At 31.4% G+C, this 19,990-nt stretch carries 13 protein-coding genes; 7 read left to right on the top strand and 6 right to left on the bottom strand.

Translation table 11 applies throughout. The annotated features are described in order from the left end of the window. Nucleotides 1–136 precede the first annotated feature (136 nt). From B4J88_RS15230 to B4J88_RS12880, 3 genes are all read left to right on the top strand, one after another. Nucleotides 137–457, top strand: coding sequence for a DUF6660 family protein (locus B4J88_RS15230; protein ID WP_280061562.1), 321 nt, complete (start codon nucleotides 137–139; stop codon nucleotides 455–457). Between the two features lie 125 nt (nucleotides 458–582). Continuing rightward, a complete protein-coding gene (locus tag B4J88_RS12885; RefSeq protein WP_291067829.1) occupies nucleotides 583–4,944 on the top strand; it encodes a CusA/CzcA family heavy metal efflux RND transporter in 4,362 nt (1,453 codons plus the stop codon). Nucleotide 4,945: 1 nt separating this feature from the next. Next, nucleotides 4,946–6,190 (top strand): efflux RND transporter periplasmic adaptor subunit, encoded by a 1,245-nt coding sequence (locus B4J88_RS12880; RefSeq protein WP_286474493.1) that lies wholly within the window; start codon nucleotides 4,946–4,948, stop codon nucleotides 6,188–6,190. Between the two features lie 1,158 nt (nucleotides 6,191–7,348). Here B4J88_RS12880 and B4J88_RS12875 read toward each other — a convergent pair. Together B4J88_RS12875 and B4J88_RS12870 are read right to left on the bottom strand one after the other, a co-directional pair. Next, nucleotides 7,349–8,446, bottom strand: coding sequence for a hypothetical protein (locus B4J88_RS12875; protein WP_291067796.1), 1,098 nt, complete (start codon nucleotides 8,444–8,446; stop codon nucleotides 7,349–7,351). A 2-nt stretch (nucleotides 8,447–8,448) separates the two neighbouring features. After that, nucleotides 8,449–9,231 carry an RNA polymerase sigma factor gene (locus B4J88_RS12870; RefSeq protein WP_114999456.1) on the bottom strand — a complete coding sequence of 261 codons (783 nt, stop codon included), beginning with the start codon at nucleotides 9,229–9,231 and terminating at the stop codon, nucleotides 8,449–8,451. A 2,258-nt stretch (nucleotides 9,232–11,489) separates the two neighbouring features. On the opposite strand from B4J88_RS12870, the gene B4J88_RS12865 reads away from it, so the two are divergent. Continuing rightward, nucleotides 11,490–11,837: a helix-turn-helix domain-containing protein gene (locus B4J88_RS12865; protein WP_291046845.1), complete on the top strand. Its 348-nt coding sequence runs from the start codon at nucleotides 11,490–11,492 to the stop codon at nucleotides 11,835–11,837. 21 nt (nucleotides 11,838–11,858) lie between these two features. Here the strand turns inward: B4J88_RS12865 and B4J88_RS12860 are convergent, their stop codons facing one another. After that, nucleotides 11,859–12,698 carry a tyrosine-type recombinase/integrase gene (locus B4J88_RS12860; protein ID WP_291046846.1) on the bottom strand — a complete coding sequence of 280 codons (840 nt, stop codon included), beginning with the start codon at nucleotides 12,696–12,698 and terminating at the stop codon, nucleotides 11,859–11,861. Between the two features lie 211 nt (nucleotides 12,699–12,909). Here B4J88_RS12860 and B4J88_RS12855 point away from each other — a divergent pair, with 211 nt between their 5' ends. The 3 genes from B4J88_RS12855 (at nucleotide 12,910) to B4J88_RS12845 (ending at nucleotide 15,297) form a co-directional block, all read left to right on the top strand. Then, nucleotides 12,910–14,163, top strand: coding sequence for an AAA family ATPase (locus B4J88_RS12855; RefSeq protein ID WP_291067795.1), 1,254 nt, complete (start codon nucleotides 12,910–12,912; stop codon nucleotides 14,161–14,163). Continuing rightward, nucleotides 14,160–14,561, top strand: a complete 402-nt coding sequence (locus B4J88_RS12850; protein WP_291067794.1) for a hypothetical protein — start codon at nucleotides 14,160–14,162, stop codon at nucleotides 14,559–14,561. Before B4J88_RS12855 ends, B4J88_RS12850 begins: the two co-directional genes overlap by 4 nt. 349 nt (nucleotides 14,562–14,910) lie before the next feature. Continuing rightward, complete coding sequence (locus B4J88_RS12845) at nucleotides 14,911–15,297, top strand: nuclear transport factor 2 family protein (protein WP_291067793.1); 387 nt, start codon at nucleotides 14,911–14,913, stop codon at nucleotides 15,295–15,297. Nucleotides 15,298–15,347: 50 nt separating this feature from the next. On the opposite strand, the gene B4J88_RS12840 is transcribed toward B4J88_RS12845, so the two are convergent. The 3 genes from B4J88_RS12840 to B4J88_RS12830 all read right to left on the bottom strand — a co-directional run bounded on the left by B4J88_RS12840 (nucleotide 15,348) and on the right by B4J88_RS12830 (nucleotide 19,662). Beyond that, on the bottom strand, nucleotides 15,348–15,785 hold the full coding sequence (locus B4J88_RS12840) for an SMODS domain-containing nucleotidyltransferase (protein ID WP_291067792.1): 438 nt from the start codon (nucleotides 15,783–15,785) through the stop codon (nucleotides 15,348–15,350). Nucleotides 15,786–15,789: 4 nt separating this feature from the next. Further along, nucleotides 15,790–15,963 carry a hypothetical protein gene (locus B4J88_RS12835; protein WP_181816283.1) on the bottom strand — a complete coding sequence of 58 codons (174 nt, stop codon included), beginning with the start codon at nucleotides 15,961–15,963 and terminating at the stop codon, nucleotides 15,790–15,792. Nucleotides 15,964–16,560: 597 nt separating this feature from the next. After that, on the bottom strand, nucleotides 16,561–19,662 hold the full coding sequence (locus B4J88_RS12830; protein WP_291067791.1) for a type I restriction endonuclease subunit R: 3,102 nt from the start codon (nucleotides 19,660–19,662) through the stop codon (nucleotides 16,561–16,563). Nucleotides 19,663–19,990: the final 328 nt, after the last annotated feature.

Raw genomic sequence — 19,990 nt, 5'->3', positions numbered from 1 at the left:
TTTAAGTTTATATCTGTATCAAGATAAAACTACATTTCACATAATATCAATGCATAGAAATTTTCAATCTTAACTTCAATATATCTTAACATCGTAAAATTATTATAGTCAAAAAAATGTTTATACATTTGTAACAATGAAATTTATAATTCTCATAATTGCATTATATGTTAATGTTCTATCATTTGTGCCATGTCAAGACACAAATACTAATAGAACGCAAGTTTCTATGGTGCATAGTGAGAAAGATAATTCAGATCATAAAGATCAATGTAGTCCTTTGTGCGTTTGTAATTGTTGTCAAATTACAATTTCATCAATGAAATTTACACGATTACTAAAAACTCCTAAAGTTTTTGAACCAAATACTTCCAAGAAAATACAATTCAAAAAGAATACAATTCAAAACCAATTGTATGCCGATATCTGGCAACCTCCTAAAATAAATATTGCTTAACGAGACGATTTCTTTTTTCGTCTACACATTGATTTCAATTGATATAAAATTGAAGTCAACACTTTTCTGTGCTCATTTATTTTGATAATAAGTGGGTAATGTTAATACAATTAATCAAATTATCTGTGTTAGATAAAATCATAAAATTTAGTATCCAAAACAAAATTGTTATTGGAATTATGACTGTATTGTGGATTATCTGGGGCGTATGGAGCGCAACAAAATTGCCAATAGATGCGGTACCCGATATTACCAACAATCAAGTCCAAATTATTACGGTCAGCCCTACTCTAGCTGGTCAAGAAGTAGAACAATTGGTCACTTTTCCAATTGAGCAAAGTATTGCGAATATTCCTGATATCGAAGAAACAAGAAGTATTTCTCGTTTTGGTTTATCTGTGATTACGGTAGTGTTTAAAGAAGATGTAGATATTTATTTTGCGCGTCAATTAGTCAACGAAAAATTAAAAGAAGCACAAGAAGACATTCCGCAAGGTGTTGGCATTCCCGAATTATCACCTGTGAGTACTGGTCTTGGAGAAGTCTATCAATATATTTTACATCCTAAAAAGGGAAGTGAGAAAAAATACAATTCAAAACAATTGCGCGAAATGCAAGATTGGATTGTTCGTAGACAATTAAACGGAACGCCTGGTGTTGCTGAGATCAATAGTTTCGGTGGAGAATTGAAGGAATACGAAGTTGCTTTAGATCCGAATAGATTGCGCGCAATGGGAATTAGTGTATCGGATATTTTTGATGCCTTAGAAAAAAATAATCAAAATACTGGAGGAGCTTACATCGATAAGAAGCCAAATGCTTACTTTATTCGAGGAATTGGAATGGTAACTTCTTTAGATGATGTAAAATTAATTCCTATAAAAAATGCGACGGGAACTGTTCCTATTTTTATAAAAGATGTAGCTGATGTAAGACTAGGACATGCCATACGATACGGAGCAATGACTTACAATGGTGAAGTAGATGCTGTTGGTGGTGTTGTGATGATGTTAAAAGGTGCGAATTCTAATGAAGTAGTTAATCTAATTAAAGAAAAAATACCAACAATTCAAAAATCGTTACCAGATGATATCGTCATCGAGCCTTTCCTTGATCGAACGAATTTAGTAAATCGTGCAATTAAAACAGTAGAAAAAAATCTGATCGAAGGTGCATTAATTGTCATTTTTGTATTGGTTATTTTTCTTGGTAATCTAAGAGCTGGTTTAATCGTTGCATCTGCCATTCCTCTATCCTTATTATTTGCATTAGGAATGATGAATGTTTTTGGTGTGAGTGCGAATTTAATGAGTTTAGGAGCTATTGATTTTGGATTGATAGTCGATGGAGCAGTTATTATTGTAGAAGCGACTTTACATCATCTAGGGCTTAGAAAATCAACGCATCGATTAACCCAAAAAGAAATGGATGAAGAGGTTTTTCTTTCAGCTTCAAAAATTAGAAATTCAGCCGCATTCGGGGAAATCATCATACTTATTGTCTACATTCCTATTCTTACTTTGGTTGGTGTAGAAGGAAAAATGTTTACACCAATGGCTAAAACAGTTGGCTTTGCAATTCTAGGCGCATTGATTCTTTCGTTAACGTACATCCCAATGATGAGTGCTTTATTTTTATCAAAAAAGCCTACTCTCAAAGCTTCTTTTTCAGATAAAATGATGGTGAAAATCCATAAAGTTTATGAACCATTATTAGAAAAAGCAATCCGAATCAAATATTGGTTAGTTGGTATTACTGTTGCAATTTTTGCAGTATCAATTATTCAATTCAGAAATATGGGTGGCGAATTTATTCCACAATTACAAGAAGGTGATTTTGCTTTTCACTGTATTTTACCACAAGGAAGTTCCTTAACCCAAAGTTTAGAAACATCCATGCAAGCTTCTCGAATTTTAAAAGAATTTGATGAAGTAAAAATGGTCGTTGGTAAAACAGGTTCCGCTGAGGTTCCTACAGATCCTATGCCTCCTGAAGCAACAGATATGATTGTGGTTCTAAAACCAAAGGACGAATGGAAACGTAACATTTCTTATGAAGAATTAGGTGATGAAATGATGGAAAAACTAGAGGTTATTCCTGGTGTTTTCTTTGAAAAAAATCAACCAATCCAAATGCGTTTTAATGAATTGATGACAGGAATTCGACAAGATGTAGCTGTCAAAATTTTTGGCGAAAATTTAGATTCTCTCTCTTATTATGCAGATAAAACCTCAAAAGCAATTCAATCTGTTGAAGGTGTTACAGCGCCACAAGTGGAACGCGTAAGTGGTTTGCCTCAGATTAATGTTGAATATGACCGAATCCGAATGGCAAATTATGGATTAAATATCAAAGATGTAAATGATATGTTGAGTACAGCATTTGCAGGAAAAACAGCTGGACAAGTTTTCGAGAATGAACGACGCTTTGATTTGGTTGTTCGATTGGATAGTGCGCATCGAAAAAGCATTGATGACATTAACAATTTAATGATTCCTACAAGTTCTGGCAATCAAATTCCAATCTCTCAGGTGGCAAAAGTGAGTTATAAATTAGGTGCTTCACAAATTAGTCGCGAAGAAGGAAAACGAAGAATTGTAATTGGTTTCAATGTAAAAGATCGTGATGTACAATCAGTTGTAAAAGATATTCAGACAAAATTAGACAATGAAATCAAATTGCCTTCTGGTTATTATTTCACCTATGGAGGACAGTTCGAAAATCTACAAGCAGCTAGTCAACGTTTGATGATCGCAGTACCAATCTCCTTATTATTAATTTTCATGTTATTGTATTTCACATTTCATTCATTCAAACAAGCTGCATTAATTTTCACAGCAATTCCAATGAGTGCAATCGGAGGTATTTTTGCATTAATTATTCGCGATATGCCATTTAGCATTAGTGCCGGAATTGGTTTTATTGCTTTGTTCGGAGTAGCTGTTTTAAATGGAATTGTTTTAATTGGAACATTCAACCAATTAGAAAAAGAAGGAGAGAAAAATATTTTAAAACGAATAATGGAAGGAACCAATATTCGATTACGACCTGTGTTAATGACAGCAACAGTTGCATCTTTAGGATTTTTACCGATGGCAATTTCCACAGGCGCAGGTGCCGAGGTTCAAAAACCTTTAGCAACAGTTGTCATTGGAGGATTAATCACAGCTACTTTTTTAACCTTATTTGTATTACCAATGTTATATTTAATTTTCAATTCAAAACTTCCGAAAATAAAATTGAATTCAAAAAATACACTTCCATTTCTTGTAATCGGAATGTTTTTAATCGGACAATCTATTCAAGGGCAAACTCATTCAATTAACATTCAAGAAGCACAACAAATTGCAATTGAAAATAATCCATTAATCAAAGCAGATGAACGAAGTATCTCATCAAGTGAAGCTTTAAAAGGAGCCGCAAATGAATTACCAAAATTAAATGTGGAAGCGCAACTTGGGCAATATGCGAGTCCAAAATTTGATTATGGTTTATCTATTTCTCAAAGTATTCCATTTCCAACGATTTTTAAACATCGAAAGGCAGTTTTAGAATCAGAAGTGAATAGCAAGAAGATACAAAAGGAAGTGACAACAAACGAATTGTTGAAACAAGTGAGAACCTATTTCTATCAGATCGAATATTTAGAATATAACCATGATCAACTCGAACAATTAAATAAACTTTATTTAGAATTTATTCGAATTGCTTCGGTTCGATTTAATGCAGGTGATATTAAGAAAATCGAAATTAATACAGCAGAAACACAACAAGGAGAAATCAATTTGTTGCTGAAACAAAACAAAGTGTATTTAGCAAATGCGTACAAAAATCTAAACGTATTATTGAATACCGAAGAGAATTTTACAATTACCAAAGAGACAAATTATATTCCATTAAAATTGAGTGGAATTTTAGACGGTTCTACAATTGATAATAATCCTACTCTCAAAGCTTTTTACCAACAGATGGAAATTACAGAACGAAACAAAGAAGTCGTAAAAGCCGAAGGTTTACCAGAATTTTCACTTGGTGTAAACAGTTTATCGATGATTGGAATGCACGAAAAAAATGGAGTACAAAGGTATTACAATGGCCTTGATCGTTTTACTTCTGTAAACCTTGGTGTTGCAATTCCATTAACGTTTGGTGCTACAAAGGCAAAAATCAAAGCTTTGGAATATGATAAACAAGCCATTCAAGAAACAGCCAATTTTCAAAAACAACAGTTAACGATTCAACTTGATAATTCAATTAATCAATATCAACAAGATTGGGAACAATATGAGTATTATGTAAACCAAGCCATTCCAAATGCAGAAAAAATTGTAAAAGCAGCTCAATTGGGTTACAAAACTGGTGAAATCTCGTATGTCGAATATCTTTTTGCATTGCAAACCGCAACGGATATTCAATTAAAATATCTTGAATCGATACAACAAGTCAATCAAACTGTTGTCAATATTAATTCTATCATCAATCAATAAAATGAAAACAATAAAGATTATTATCTATAGCGTGTTAGCCATATTATTTCTAAGTAATTGTACCAAAGAAACAAAAACGGCACAACCTACAGAAGAAAAAGAAGCTGAGCACGAAGAAGCTCCACAAACAATTGCTACGCTAACAGAAGAACAAATGAAGGCTGTTGGTGTAAAACTGGGAACAATTGAAGTAAAGGAGTTAACAGCTATGATTAAAGCAAATGGAATTTTAAACGTTCCGAATAGCAATATGGCAAGTGTTGCATCCATGTTTGGTGGAGTAATACAAACCTTACCCATTCAGGAAGGTTCATATGTCAAAAAAGGACAAGTAATTGCGACAATTTCAAATCCAGAATTTATTCTAACACAAGAGCAATATTTAACTGTTTTGAGTCGAATTACCTATGCAGAGCAAGAATTTAGACGACAAAAAGAATTGTTTGATAACGATGCTGGTGCAAAAAAGAATCTTCAGAACTCTTCTGCTGAATTGAAAACATTACGTTCTCAAAAAGCATCTTTGTCTCGTCAACTGCAAATGATGGGAATTAATCCTTCTAAAGTAAGCAATGCAAATTTGAAAAATGGAATGGTAATTACAGCACCAATTAGTGGAACAGTAAGTAAAATTATTGCGCAAATAGGGAGTTATGTAGATGTCTCGTCTCCTGTCGCTGAAATCATTGATAACAGTTCTATTCACTTAGATTTACAAGTTTTCGAGAAAGATTTACCTAAAATGAAAGTTGGTCAAGTTATTCAATTTGAATTAACAAATAATCCAGGAAACAGTTACGAAGCAGTCGTTTACAGCATTGGTTCTTCTTTCGAAAATGAAAGTAAAACCATTGCAGTACATAGCAAAGTACGAGGAAATAAATCTGGATTGATAAATGGAATGAATATTACAGGAGCCGTAAGCTTAAGTAATTCCTCTACACCTGCTGTTCCCAATGATGCAATTGTAGAAGCGGATGGTAAATTTTACATCTTTGTCAAAACAAACAAAAAAGTAGAAGAGCATACAGATGAAGAAAGTAAAGATCCGAACGAAAAGAACAAAGAACATAAAAATGAAACATCGATAAACTTTGAAAAAATCGAGGTTGTAAAAGGTTCTTCAGATATGGGTTACACAGCTATTACAACCGTAAATGAAATTGATCCAACTGCACAGATTGTTGTAAAAGGAGCCTTTTTCGTTAATGCTAAATTAAGTAATTCTGGCGATCACGGACATTAAAAACAATTCAAATAAATTGAGTTGTTCCCCTAACTAACTTCCAATAAAAAGTCCGATAAACAATATGTTTATTGGACTTTTTTATAATTGTAATAAGCAACCTTTTTTATATTCAGTTTTTCTTATAGAATTTACCTTCTCTATTGTAATGTGTATTATTTTTTCAATTATAATAGATACTTTTTTAGATAAGTAAAAATACCTTGACTTCAATCGTTTTAATTCAACCTCTACTTTTTATAATTCTCATATCTAACGTCTAAAATCTAACTAACAAGTAATATAATCCTAATAAATTTGGAAAATATCAATTTTAACGTTTCGCATTCGAATGTTTTAAGGTGTAAAAAAACAACTATTCTAAATCACCTGAACTACAAAAATCTTTTACATACATTCTACAGCCATTATGTTGCCTTTATCCTGCCTTTATCCTGCCTTTATGTTGGGAGTATCTAGCAAGTTGACCGTCCTAATATAACTATACATGTTTTTAAATAAATCCTATTATAGTTATACACCAATTGATCTTAATCCTAAATTGTACTATACAAGGAAGTTTTGAAGATTAAACCTCTATTAAATTTTTTATTTAAAGTTGAATATATATAGATGAACTATGTTTTACCAACATTTAAATTCACTTTTCTGTAAACGAACTCAAATTCCGAAATACGAATTTCAGACAAATATACGTTCTCATTATCTTGCTTTTAACATCAAAGAGTATCTGCTATTAATTATTGATGAAAGTAAGTGAACCCACGCGTTGTTTATGTAATTTACATTTAGTGAGTGTTTATTACCAACCTCACCTTATGGGTGTACAATCACCCTCAAAATTATAGTGTTTTAAGATTTAAATTTCTATTATTTACCCAGTCAAGGTTAAACATAGACAAACAAAATTTTTATAATGTTCAAATTAATTTCCAAAGCTAACGTAGGAGTTGTAGCCAAGTTTATTTTTTTAATCTTCGAATTGTTTTTTGTATAAAAACATTTGAAAAAACATACTTTTTAATCTATTGCAATTTCATGCCATTATCTATTGATGAAAGAACAATAAGTGAGCCGTTGTATATGTTGTTTACATTTAGTGAGTGTTCGTAATCAACCTCACCTTATGGGTGTACAATCACCCTCAAAAATTATAATTTATGCTATAATAAGCTCTATTCCTGCTTTATCAGCTTTGTATTTTATTTTAGTCATCAGTTCATAATAACTCCAATTCCTCAATACAAATTCTTCTTCTTTGGCTAGCTCCATCCTTTCTTCTTGATCCAATAATATAAGTGTTCCTGCTTTATTATTGATGCAAAAATCAATTAGCTTTCGACTGTAAACATGTAATCGATTATGTACGTAATTACGTTCTAATTGACTCATTTTTTCTAGCGCTTTTAGTTTTCTAGTTCTTCCTTTGCCCGATTTCGCATAGGCTACTCCTACTTGCGTTCGTTTACGGGAGGCTTGTATCGCTAATCTTCTATACAAAAACTCTTCTTTGGTTCCGATAGAAAGTCTAGATTTACCTACTTTTACAACCAATGGATATTCTAATGATAAAGAAGCTTCTGCAATAGTTTCGGGTTGTAATTGATGATTTTCTTTTTCAATTTCAACAACAGCTAACCAAAATATTTTACCTTTTTCTATTTTTATTTGCGACGTACAAAGTTTAACTTCACCATTTACTACTTGTTCCAATAGTTTTTTGTTGCCTGTAAAATCTTTTCCTAAATAGGTTTTGAATGGAAGTTGAAACAACCGAAAACAAAAACTTTTTTTCTCGGGATGATAAGATAATTTACTAATACTTTCTGCTCCAAAAGGAAATGCCATATCTCGTTTGAAGTTTTTTAAAGAAGCTTCTCCTCTCCAATATTCTTGGTAATCTTTGTTAAACGTACTGTGGAGCCTATTATTTAAACACGATAATATATTCATCGGAATTTCACCCTTAAAACGATTTGATATCACATGATAAGTGGTATTTATTCGCGAACGTTGTAAGATTCCTGCTTCATCTTTCTTTTCATCAACCAACTTGGGTACAATCCCTTCTGAGAGATACAAAAACTCTTTCACCATTCCTTGTATATATAAATGAGAAACGATCAAATTAGCAGCTCTAAAACATCTGTTTCGCCATCTATAAAGCTTATCAAATGCCTCTTTACGTTCTTCTTGGGTTGGTAAATCGACGATTAACTGTATTTTTCGAGTAAGTATTAAAGTAGATTTTTCCATCATCAATAGTTTAAGAATTTAACTTTATTTTGTTGAGTAAATTTATAGGCGACTATAAATTCATTGTGTACTTCTTTTTGAGATAGTTGTAATTCTTCAGCGATATTTGCAAAAGATTGTTTACGCTCGCATCGAAGTTTTAAAATCAACGATTGTGTTTCGCTTATTTGATTTTGTTTCTCTACAGTAGAGACTGTTTTGGTTTTAATAACTAACTTGTCTTGGTGATTTAAAATCATCTTAAGATCCGCTATAGCATGTTTAATTTCGTTACTTGTTTCAGTTATTCCTCTTCCCATTGCATTGGCAATCGCTTTGTATTGAAATCCATGTTTTAAACAGAGTTCAATCAAATGCTTTCTTTCATCACTTAATAGGGGTAACACTTTTATAATTTCCTCATAATAGTGCTGTTGCCTATCATGGTCGATTAGGTTTTGAATATTATCAGCGGGTTCATATCCAGCCAAATAACTTTGATAATTCTCATAACTTTCTAGAGAGCTCACGGTTCTAAAAAACTTATTCTTCGGTTTAGCATAATGCGAATAACAACTGTATTTCATGACAAGTCTCAAAAAGAAAAAGATATGATCAGGAGATTCCATCTTCTCTCGATATTCCCAAAGTTTCAGAAACACATCTTGAACCAAACATTCCACAACAAATTCGTCCTTAATTATTTGTTTTCCAAACCAAAATATGCGTTTATTATATCTGACATAAATACGTTCGAAAGCAGTAGAATTGCCTTTTTTTAATAATTCAAATTCTTTTTCTAGCATAATAAAGGTGGTTTTAATTATGTTTTACGTGATACGTTTGACGTTCTACGTTTTAACATCGTTTTTTAAATTCAACATTAGTTTTAAAAGCCACTCCTTTTCCTGTACATCGCGCCAACTTTGTTCTTGGGAAAGGGGTTTTTTGTTATGTTTTACGCTCTACGCTTAACGTTTTACGTTATTTTTTTAGTTTTACGTGATACGTATTAAGTTCTACATTTTTATTCTTATTATATTCAAATTCACTTATAACAAAGAATTTTAGAGTCGACATACGATTTGTAGACGAGCTTCAATTCATTGAAACAAGCGTAAAAAAGATTAGTGAGCGATAGCGAATCATTTAATCTTTTTAGTGCGTGAAATGGTAATTGAACGTCGAAAATCGCAGTCTTGATTTTTTTTGTTTCGTTTTTTTTATCAAGAAAAAAAATGAAAGTAAAATTCTTTTTATCATATGATACTCATCAAAGCTTATCATTTAGCTGTCATTCTGAGCTTGTCTCAGAATCGCATTCAATATGTCATTTCGAGGTATCGAGAAATCTTTTGTCGCTTTTTACTTGACTAAAAAGTAACCAAAAAGTCAAGGCCGTAAACCTCTTTATTAAAAATGTTCTCCTTTCACAAAAGATTTTACAAACCCTACGGGCTAAAACCTTTTTAACGCTGCATTCAATCATTTTCTTAACGTGAGAGTTTTAATGCCGGTTTTTCATCCGTTTTCAATATTCAAATTTACTTTTAACAACATATTTTAGAGTCGACATACGATTTGCAGACGAGTTTCAATCCATTGAAACAAACGTAAAAAAGATTAGTGAGCGGTAGCGAATCATTTAATCTTTTTAGTGCGTGAGATGGTAATTGAACGTCGAAAATCGCAGTCTTGACTTTTTTGGTTCGTTTTTGTGTCAAGACAAAAATGAATGTAAAATTCTTTTTATCACATGAGTATTAATCAGAGCTTACCATCTCGCTGTCATTCTAAGCTTGTCTAAGAATCGCATCCTACAATTCTAACATCTAATTTCTCATATCTAACATCTAATTTGTACATTTTACAACTCAACACCGATACACGAACACCGAACAAACCATACGGAACGCATATACAATGGATACAGAATGGATACAGCGCGGATACACAACCGATACAGAAAAGTGTCATTTTGGATATACACCGATACAGGAATTTAACACTTTTTAACACATTATTTCTCTAATATTCTGTCATTTCGAGAAATCTTTTGTCACTTTTTTTATTCATTGAATATCTATTTTAATTATTGGTATTCATATGCCCTTCGGGGAACAGTCAAAAAAACTAACGAAAAAAAACTTGTCTTTGATTTTCGACGGTCAAAATTAGTTTTAGCCATTCAATATTTTAAATCATTTGCTACGCAAACAGTAAAACATTTTAACCATGCCTTTCAACTTTTTGACACTCGCCTCCAAATCATATGACATTTTTTTAATTCCTTTTTCAATATTCAAATTCACTTTCTACAATGAGTTTTGTCATTCTTGACTTGTCTCAGAATCGCATCCTATATATTTGATTTAGATTCCACTCAAACAACTAACATCTAATCTGTACATCATACATTTAACTTATTACTTATAACTCATTACTTACAACTTAAAACAGGTAGTAGCCCCAATAAATTTGGAAAATGGCAATAAAGGGTTTACTTTTAATGTGCGAAAAATAAAAGTATAACCTAGCTGTCAAAGTCTCATTACCGAGGCTCTGATAGAGAGCGAGTAAAGAAAGGGGAACCTTTTCTTTACGTTCCGTTAAATGTTATAAAACGGAGAATTGTTCTTTAAAAGAATGGAAAAAACGAACAGACTTTGTCTGGAGGTTTTTTACGGATGAATTGAAATTGTTTCGTTCTCATTTTGTGTTGGGTTTTATGGAACGATGTTTCTCGTGTATGAAGATATACTTGCAAAAAAAGCAAGGCGGCTTCACACTTTAGTACCGTGGGCGACCAAACCCAGCTTATAAACTCGAAAGTTTAAAAGTTACCCCTAAAGCATATGTGAAAACCGCCCATGCCGTATTACGAAAGTACAAAACTTTTGAGACATGGAGCGATTTCACGAAACTCTCGAGGTAAAATTGGTCGTTTCGATTCGAGATTCATCGTTTTAATTATGACTATTAAAAGTCTAATTATCAATTCGCTTATACAAATATAAACAATTTTAATTAAAACCCAATATGTTGGGTGATTATTTTTAGTTAAATGAATAAAATATTCGAATTTGAAACTACACAATTTGATTTTGATTTAATTAATCATGTGAAAAATCTCAGAAAAGTTAATAGGATAACTAAAGATGAACTAAGCCTAAAAATGGGGGTTGCTAGAAGCTTTGTTAGTAATGTTGAATCTTATACACAGCGACATAAATATAGCACCCGTCACATAACTCTTTTGGCAAAAGCATTTGGATATAAAAACATTGGAGAATTGTTAGATTTTCCAACTCCTAAATATGATAAAATTAAAGTGACTGTAGAGCAAACTTATAATGAGGCAGGCACTAAAGTATTGAAAAGTGAGGTGGTGAAGATTGTTGAGATAAAATAATGTGTTAGATTTTACAAATTATCACAAAAAATCTAAAGGACTTGGTGTCGATTTTTTATCAATATCTGTAATGTGCGTATAAATCATGGTAGTTCTAATGTCGTTATGACCTAATAATTCTTGAACTACACGTACATCAATTCCACTTTTTATAAGATGAGTAGCATATGAATGTCTTAAAGTATGTACGCTGCCTTTTGATAAAACACCAGCTTTACTCATAGCATTTTTTAAAATTAATTGGACGCTCCTTTCGCTGTATTGATTCCCTTTAGCCCCTTCAAACAAAAAGTCTTTAGGTTGATAAACCTTATAATATTCTCTCAATAATAACAAAAGTTTATCTGGCAAAGCTACTATTCGATCTTTGTTACCTTTACTTTGACGAATAAGAAGTAAATCACTTTCCGATTTTATATCTGCAATTTTTAAATTTATCAATTCGCTTAGTCGCAATCCACAGCTATAGATTATGGTAAGAATAGCTTTATGTTTTAAATTTTCTGTTGCATTTAATAAATTTCGTACTTCTTCTTGAGAAAAGAAAGTTGGTAATTTATTAACTTTTCGTTTCGGATAAAGATAATTTAATTCGATTTTCTGATTTTCAACTAATTCAAATACTTTTTTAATTGCCCCAACCAAAGAACGTTGATAGGAAACACTGATATTTTCTTGAGTTACTTTTGTATTGATAAACAATTCGATTTCTGAAATAGGAATTTCATCTAATCTATTGTATTTTTCCATCTGCTCTAAGAAAACTTGAGCGTAACCACAATACGATTTTATGGTATTGTTTGCATATCGTTGTAATTTTAATCGATTTTGCAACGTTTTTAGAATTGTTTCGCTATCCATACATTCATTATTACATTTTACATCAAATTACTTCGTGATACATGAATTTTGTTTTAGTAAGTGTCTAATTTACAAAAAAATAATTATATTTGTTTTTAATTTTACGAAATGCGGATATAGTTGATTTTTTACGAAACAAAAGCTAGATCAGTTTCGTGAAAAAACAATGTTAGGCGATATTTTATAAAAATTGTAACTTTGAAATAAAAAAGTGGAAAAAATATATATTGAAAATTTTGGTGGAATAAAAAAAATGGATTTTGAATTTAAGTCCATAAATATACTTATTGGACCTCAAGGCTCTGGTAAAAGTATTACTGTTAAACTTCTATACTTTTTTAAAAACTTCATTAATGAAATTATAAAAAATATAGAAAATGAAGAATCAAAACGTGATTTAGACAAGAATCATAAAGAAACTTTTATAACTTTCTTTCCACGTGAATCATGGCCAAAAGAAAAATTTTTGATAAAGTATGAAAATGATTTAACCTTTATTATCGTTGAAAAAATAGATAATAAGCTTAAATTTGAATATTCAGAAAATTTGAAAAAATTACTTTCGAAAGGGAAAAAAATATATACGACCGAAAAAAGTAAGCTTCTCCAAGAAGGTAAAATTTCAAATTTTAGACTTCATCGAGAAATAAGTCAAAAAGTTACAAAATGTATTCAAGATGAGCTTGGTCATGAGTCGACTTATCAACAATTTTTCATTCCTGCTGGACGAAGTTTTTTTGCAAATATTCAAAGTACAATATTCTCTTTTTTAAGTGAAAATAGAACACTTGATCCATTTTTAATTGAATTTGGCTCATTTTATGAAAATCTAAAAAGATTTTATAACGATATTGTTCAAGATAAAACTGAAAGAAAAGATAAGGAATTTGATGATTTAATTTCTCAAATATTAAATAGTAATTATTTTAGAGAAAAAGAAAAAGATTTTTTAATTCACTCAGACAATCGAAAAGTGAATTTGACAAACGCATCTTCAGGACAACAAGAGACATTGCCTTTAATGATTATCTTAAAGACTTTAAATTATATTGGTTCAGCAGGTGGAGGTTTTACACTATACATTGAAGAACCAGAAGCTCATTTATTTCCAACTGCACAAAAGAAAATTGTTGAATTACTTGCACGCACCTTTAATAATGAAAATAGAAATTTTCAAATTTTTATTACAACGCATAGTCCTTATATTTTGTCTTCATTCAATAATTTGATATATGCTGGAAATTTATCCAATACATCAGAAAAATTTTCAAATGAAGTTAATTTAGTAGTTTCACCTAAAGAAAAATTAAATACAGAATTGTTTAGCGTGTATTCACTAAGAAATAATGAGAAGAGATACTTAATGGATAATGAGACTAATCTAATTTCATCTACAATTTTAGATTCAGTTTCAGAAGATATTTCACTCCAATTTGATAAATTATTAAATATTGAATTCGCATGAAATGTAGATCTAAGTCAAAACAAAAATTATTTGTTTTTGAAGAAAACAGAAGTAAATTAACTCTTGAAAATAAAAATTTAGTAGATTCAGAAACGGTTAAAGTTGATGGATGTGAAATTGATGATGAATCAATAAGATGTGATTTTTTACATATTGCAAATGAAATTGAATTTTTTATTGAATTAAAAGGACAAGATATAGAACATGCATTAAATCAAATTAAAGCTACAATCAAAAAACTAAGTAAAAATATTAAAAATTCTCAAAAAAAATCTTATGTAATTTGTACACGTAGCCCCTTAACAACAAGTGAAATACAAAACCATAAATATTATTTCAGAAAAAATTATAACTCTGAATTAATCGTGAAAAGCTCACCTTTTAAAGATTCATATTAAAAAAACATCGCCTAACATTGTATTGGCAAAATGCGGGGTTAAAGTCTAAGTTGAACAATTTGTAATATTTAGCCGCCAATATTTTCCAATTTCACATTTTTGTTTAACTTAGTTTCATTGAAAAAATATTGGCTACGGTTGGTCTGAACTTGAACTTTCGTTCAATTTAAGCCCGCACTTCGCCAATACTTTTTCCGTTAGCGGTCATTGTAAACAGACACACTACATAAAATGAAAGTAACGACATCAAACATAATATTATTCATTGTTGTAGAACAACTCAATTACAGACAGAAACCAATGGAAAGATAAAAATGGAACATTAAGACAAATAGAAAATGAATGACAAATGACAGACAATGAAATAAAATTGAATTTTCAGGAACTTGATGACAACCTAAATTCGGCATTTGAAATAAACGATATTAGCAAACTGTCAGAACTTCTTGCAGACAATTGGACAATCCTTGAACCGAGCATTGGAATAGTTCGCAAAGATGACTTTATCAAAACCATAAAGGAGGGAAGGCTGCAACATTATTCAATGAAAAAGGAAGTAATACTTGTGAAAGTTTTTGACAATACAGCTTTGGTAATTTCACGAGGTAGAAATGTCGGAAAATATTTGAACAAACCTTACGATACAGAAATTTGGGTGACTAACATTTACAAGAAGGAAAAATCAAAATGGCTTTGTATATCTACACAAGAAGCACCTGTAATGTGTAAATTATAAAAAGTGTAATCTGGAAACTAAATTAAAAATATGACGAAAAAAATAATCCGTCAAACGAGATGAAATAAGAACAACGAACCGCTAACAAGGTATTGCCAAAAGCGGGGCTGAACGTCAATATGAGTACCGTCCGAAAAATTAACAGTTACAACACATCTATCAACTTTAATATCTGATGAGGAATAAGTATTCGATATCGCAGTTTTTGTATCTTGTAATAGTTTTGATTGCCCTCCTTTTTTATTATAATCATCCCACTTAGAATTGGGCATTATGTATAACATATCCAAATCCGATATACCTTTGATACCTGTATATCTTCCGTAAGAACCTACTTGCAGACTATTTGCAGTTTTGGAATCTATATCTCTATAAAATTCATTCAAAGATTTTGTTATACGACCATATCTGTAGGAAATAGTATCTGCTTTATCTTGAGGAATTTTAATATTTGATATAAACTCTTGAAAGGTTTCTGATGTTTTCATAATATTACTTCTCTTTTCTTACTCCTTTGAATGGTGTACCATCTTGTTTAACATCCATAAATTTCCCTGTATTTATATCTCTTTTAACCCATTGACTTGTTTTAGGGTTAAAAACTTGTGAGCGTTGTTTAACTGCTCCGTGGCGGCGATTATCACCCGGTATTCTGTTTGTAGCCATTAGCTAAAATTTTTATTAATAATTATTTAATAATTATCCCACGTGAAGCAAATCAGGATTGGATTTGTAGTATTCGAAAAGAAATATTTGAATTATAGAAATTATCTATTAAGTTTTATATTAAAAACTTATTTAAAGTTCTATTTTTGATTCATAGAATATCAATATTTCTTAAAGAGATTTCGATTATTAAGAAAATCATTACAAAAGTAAACTCGGTACGTCGGCAAACAATTCCGAGTTTTTTTATGCAATAAATTCTCCTCCATTTTTTATATTATGTTTTCATTTATTTAATATTTACCTTAGTTGTCTTCCAAAATTAAGATAAGATTTCACAATTAAAAATTTCATAATCTTAAAAATTAAAAAGATTATCAACAAGTTGTTAATTATTTGATATTAAAATAGTTAATAACAAATAGATATCTCTCTTTTTCAAAAAAAAATTTATTTTTTATATAAAAAATTATTACAAATATTTTCATAATAGAAACATCTTTTGTTTGGAAAATATTTCTCCTAAACTTTATTATAAATTAAAAAATCCCCAACTTCAGCGTCGAGGATTAATATTACATATTTAAGTGGAATTAATTACAATCTTCCACCCACTCCCTTAAACTTATCAATAAAGGCACTTATTTTTTGAAAAACAGTTTGCTTTTTTGTAAGATATTGTGGATTTAACGGACTCATTTTGGGTAAAATGGCGTTTAATTCAGTACCGTTAGAACTTGCGTATTCCCGTTTTAAAGAAGATTCGATGTAGCGTTTTGTAGCTTCTTCGTTTAAGTTTTCTTCTGTGATTAATTGGGTTGCTTCTTCTTTTTGTTTGACTTGCGCATACTTAAAGAACGAATCAATAACCGTTGCTTTATCTGGAATAGTATCTAAATCTGTTTCATTGATAAAATCTACAACTAAAGATTCTTTTCCTCTATTCCCAATACTTGCACGAATTACTCGACTTATTTCTTCAACTAATTCGGCTTTGTTTTTTGTTTTTTTGTTGTGCTCGAAGATTAATTCTAAGATGTAATCTAAATTAATCTCTTGAGATTTTAATAAATCAACTTCAAAAACCACATCATCCCAATCGATTTCACCATCTTCTGGTTGTTTCCCTTCTTTTTCTTTTCTTAACCAATCACGAATATCATTATACGTCGAACGATAATCCTGCTCTGTTCGCTGTGGTAACAACTGAATCTTTTGCATCACTGTTAAATCATCATCCGAAACATGGTACATTTCTTTGAATTCTTCTACAGCAGCTGCATCGCTTTGGTCAATGTTTTGTAAGGCTTTTAGACTTGTGAATTCATCATAGTTTTGTAAGATATTTTCAACGCGTAAGTATTCACCGAATAATTTTGTAAACTCTTTTTTATCCTTTTCTTTTTCAATTTGATCAGGATTTGGGAATTTTGTATTTAATTCGTTGACCACTTCAATAAATCCTCTACGTGCATCACCTGTTGAAACATCTGTAAAACCTTCTAAATATTCTTTGTAGCTTTTCTCTAAAACAACATTCTTCGTGTTTTTATTTCCAAATAATGTGATGGCATCAATCGTTGCTTGTTCCAAATCACGGAACGTAACAATATTTCCAAAAGATTTCGTTGCATCTAAGATACGATTGGTACGCGAAAATGCTTGAATTAAACCATGGTAACGTAAGTTTTTATCAACGAATAAGGTATTTAATTTTGGTGCGTCAAATCCAGTTAAAAACATACCGACAACGATTAGTAAGTCGATTTCTTTGTTTTTTACTCTTTCTGAAAGATCACGGTAATAATTTTGAAACTCATCACTATCTACACCATAACTTGTTTTGAACATCTTGTTGTAATCGTTGATGGCTTTCGTTAAGAATTCTTTTGCTGTACTGTTTAAAGCAGAAGGCTCGAATGATTCGTCTATGATTTCTCCAATTGCTGATTGTTCTTCGTTCGCTGCAAAAGAAAAGATCGTCGCAATCTTCAACGGTTGATCGCTGTCTATTTGCTGACGATTTAATTCTTCGTAATAATGTTTAGCTGCTTCTACGCTACTCACGGCAAACATCGCATTGAAACCGTTATTTCCGCCTTTTGTACGGTGTGTTTTAATGCGGTAATTTTGTAAAATGTATTTAGAAATTTCGCTGATACGTGCAGGATGCAGAAAGGCTTTCTTCGCATCTTCTGCATTCAATTTCTTTTCATCTATTTCTGTCTCAACCCCTTTGAATTGAGGTTTAACATTGTGGTAATCCACTTTGAATTTTAAAACCTTTTCATCTCTGATGGCATCTGTAATGACATACGCGTGTAATTCTGAACCAAAAACACTTGCTGTGGTTTCTGCACCTAAGGCATTTTCTGGGAAAATTGGTGTTCCTGTAAATCCGAATTGGTAATATTTTTTGAATTTCTTTTGCAGATTTTTTTGGGCTTCACCAAATTGAGAACGGTGGGCTTCATCAAATATGAAAACAACTTGTTTATTGTAAATATCCAACTCTTGATCGCCTTTCATTAAGTTGTTTAACTTCTGAATGGTTGTTACAATAATTTTGTTGTCGTCTTTATCTATGTTTCGTTTTAAACCTGCTGTACTATTTGAACCATTAACACTATCAGGAGAAAACTTTTGATATTCTTTCATGGTTTGAAAGTCTAAATCCTTACGATCCACCACGAAAAATACTTTATCGATAAAATCTAATTTAGTCGCTAAACGAGCAGCTTTGAAACTGGTTAAGGTTTTCCCTGAACCGGTAGTATGCCAAATGTACCCACCACTTTCTAATGTAGACCATTTCTTTGTTTGATAAGCACTTTTAATTTTCCATAAAATACGTTCGGTTGCTGCAATCTGATAAGGTCGCATGACCAATAATGTATCTTTAATATCTAAAACCGTATACGTTAGTAAGACATTTAATAACGTGTTTTTTTGAAAAAAAGTTGCTGTAAAATCCTTTAAATCTTTGATTAAGGTATTATCTGCTTTTGCCCAATTCATCGTGAAATCGTAACTGTTTTTGTTACGCGTAACGGTATTGGCAAAATAACGTGTATCTGTTCCATTCGAAATGACAAACAACTGCAAGTATTTGAATAGCGAATTATCTGAATTAAAGCTCTCTTTGGAATAACGATGGACTTGATTAAACGCTTCACGAATGGCTACACCACGTTTCTTCAGCTCTACTTGAATCATCGGTAATCCGTTGACCAGAATTGTTACATCGTAACGATTGGCGTGCGAACCTGTTTGTTCGACCTGTGAGATAACCTGTACTTTATTACGCGTAATATTCTCTTTATCGACTAAATAGATGTTTTGTATGTGTCCATCATCAAATACAAAATCGTAGATGTGGTTATCGTGAAGTTTACGCGATTTATCGACTAAACTATCACTTGGTTTATCTAAATATTCTACAAGGAAACGCGCCCATTCGTTATCGGTAAATACCATATTATTCAATGCTTGTAATTGTGTACGCACATTGACTAACATAGCTTCCGTTGATTTGAGATGTGTCGGATTCTCGTATCCAAGATTAATTAAATCTTGGATGAATTCTTTTTCTAAGGCAGCTTCTGATTGATAAGCCACTGGAGCCTCGTTTAATTCGTAGAATTTGGTGTATTTGTCCAATACAATGTAATTGTTGGATTCTGCAATCGTTTTGTACATCTTATGTTATTCTAAGTAGCTGTTAATGGGTTGAATGGTTTAGATTCTAATTTGTTTCACTTTCTAAATTGCATTGCTCGTAATGACGTGAGCAATATGTTGCGTTTTTTCTGGATTGCTTCGCTTTGCTCGCAATGACGGTGAGCAATGACTGGATTGCTTTGCTTGCGTTGTTTGCTGGATTGCTTCGCTTTGCTCGTAATGACGTTGGTTATACTCGCGATGACGGTGAGCAATGACTGAATTGCTTTGCTTGCGTTGTTTGCTGGATTGCTTCACGTTGTTCGCAATGACGTTGGTTATACTCGCGATGACGGAGAACAATGAC

This window comes from Empedobacter sp. UBA5036 (assembly GCF_002415215.1).
Lineage (GTDB): Bacteria > Bacteroidota > Bacteroidia > Flavobacteriales > Weeksellaceae > Empedobacter > Empedobacter falsenii_B.
This window is presented reverse-complemented; position numbering and strand designations above follow the sequence as displayed.

Excerpts from the sequence above, each read along its gene's own strand:
- B4J88_RS15230 (WP_280061562.1), top strand. The coding sequence starts at position 137 with ATGAAATTTATAATTCTCATAATTGCATTATATGTTAATGTTCTATCA.
- B4J88_RS12880 (WP_286474493.1), top strand. The coding sequence starts at position 4,946 with ATGAAAACAATAAAGATTATTATCTATAGCGTGTTAGCCATATTATTT.
- B4J88_RS12875 (WP_291067796.1), bottom strand. The coding sequence starts at position 8,446 with ATGGAAAAATCTACTTTAATACTTACTCGAAAAATACAGTTAATCGTC.
- B4J88_RS12870 (WP_114999456.1), bottom strand. The coding sequence starts at position 9,231 with ATGCTAGAAAAAGAATTTGAATTATTAAAAAAAGGCAATTCTACTGCT.
- B4J88_RS12865 (WP_291046845.1), top strand. The coding sequence starts at position 11,490 with ATGAATAAAATATTCGAATTTGAAACTACACAATTTGATTTTGATTTA.
- B4J88_RS12860 (WP_291046846.1), bottom strand. The coding sequence starts at position 12,698 with ATGGATAGCGAAACAATTCTAAAAACGTTGCAAAATCGATTAAAATTA.
- B4J88_RS12850 (WP_291067794.1), top strand. The coding sequence starts at position 14,160 with ATGAAATGTAGATCTAAGTCAAAACAAAAATTATTTGTTTTTGAAGAA.
- B4J88_RS12845 (WP_291067793.1), top strand. The coding sequence starts at position 14,911 with ATGACAGACAATGAAATAAAATTGAATTTTCAGGAACTTGATGACAAC.
- B4J88_RS12840 (WP_291067792.1), bottom strand. The coding sequence starts at position 15,785 with ATGAAAACATCAGAAACCTTTCAAGAGTTTATATCAAATATTAAAATT.
- B4J88_RS12835 (WP_181816283.1), bottom strand. The coding sequence starts at position 15,963 with ATGGCTACAAACAGAATACCGGGTGATAATCGCCGCCACGGAGCAGTT.
- B4J88_RS12830 (WP_291067791.1), bottom strand. The coding sequence starts at position 19,662 with ATGTACAAAACGATTGCAGAATCCAACAATTACATTGTATTGGACAAA.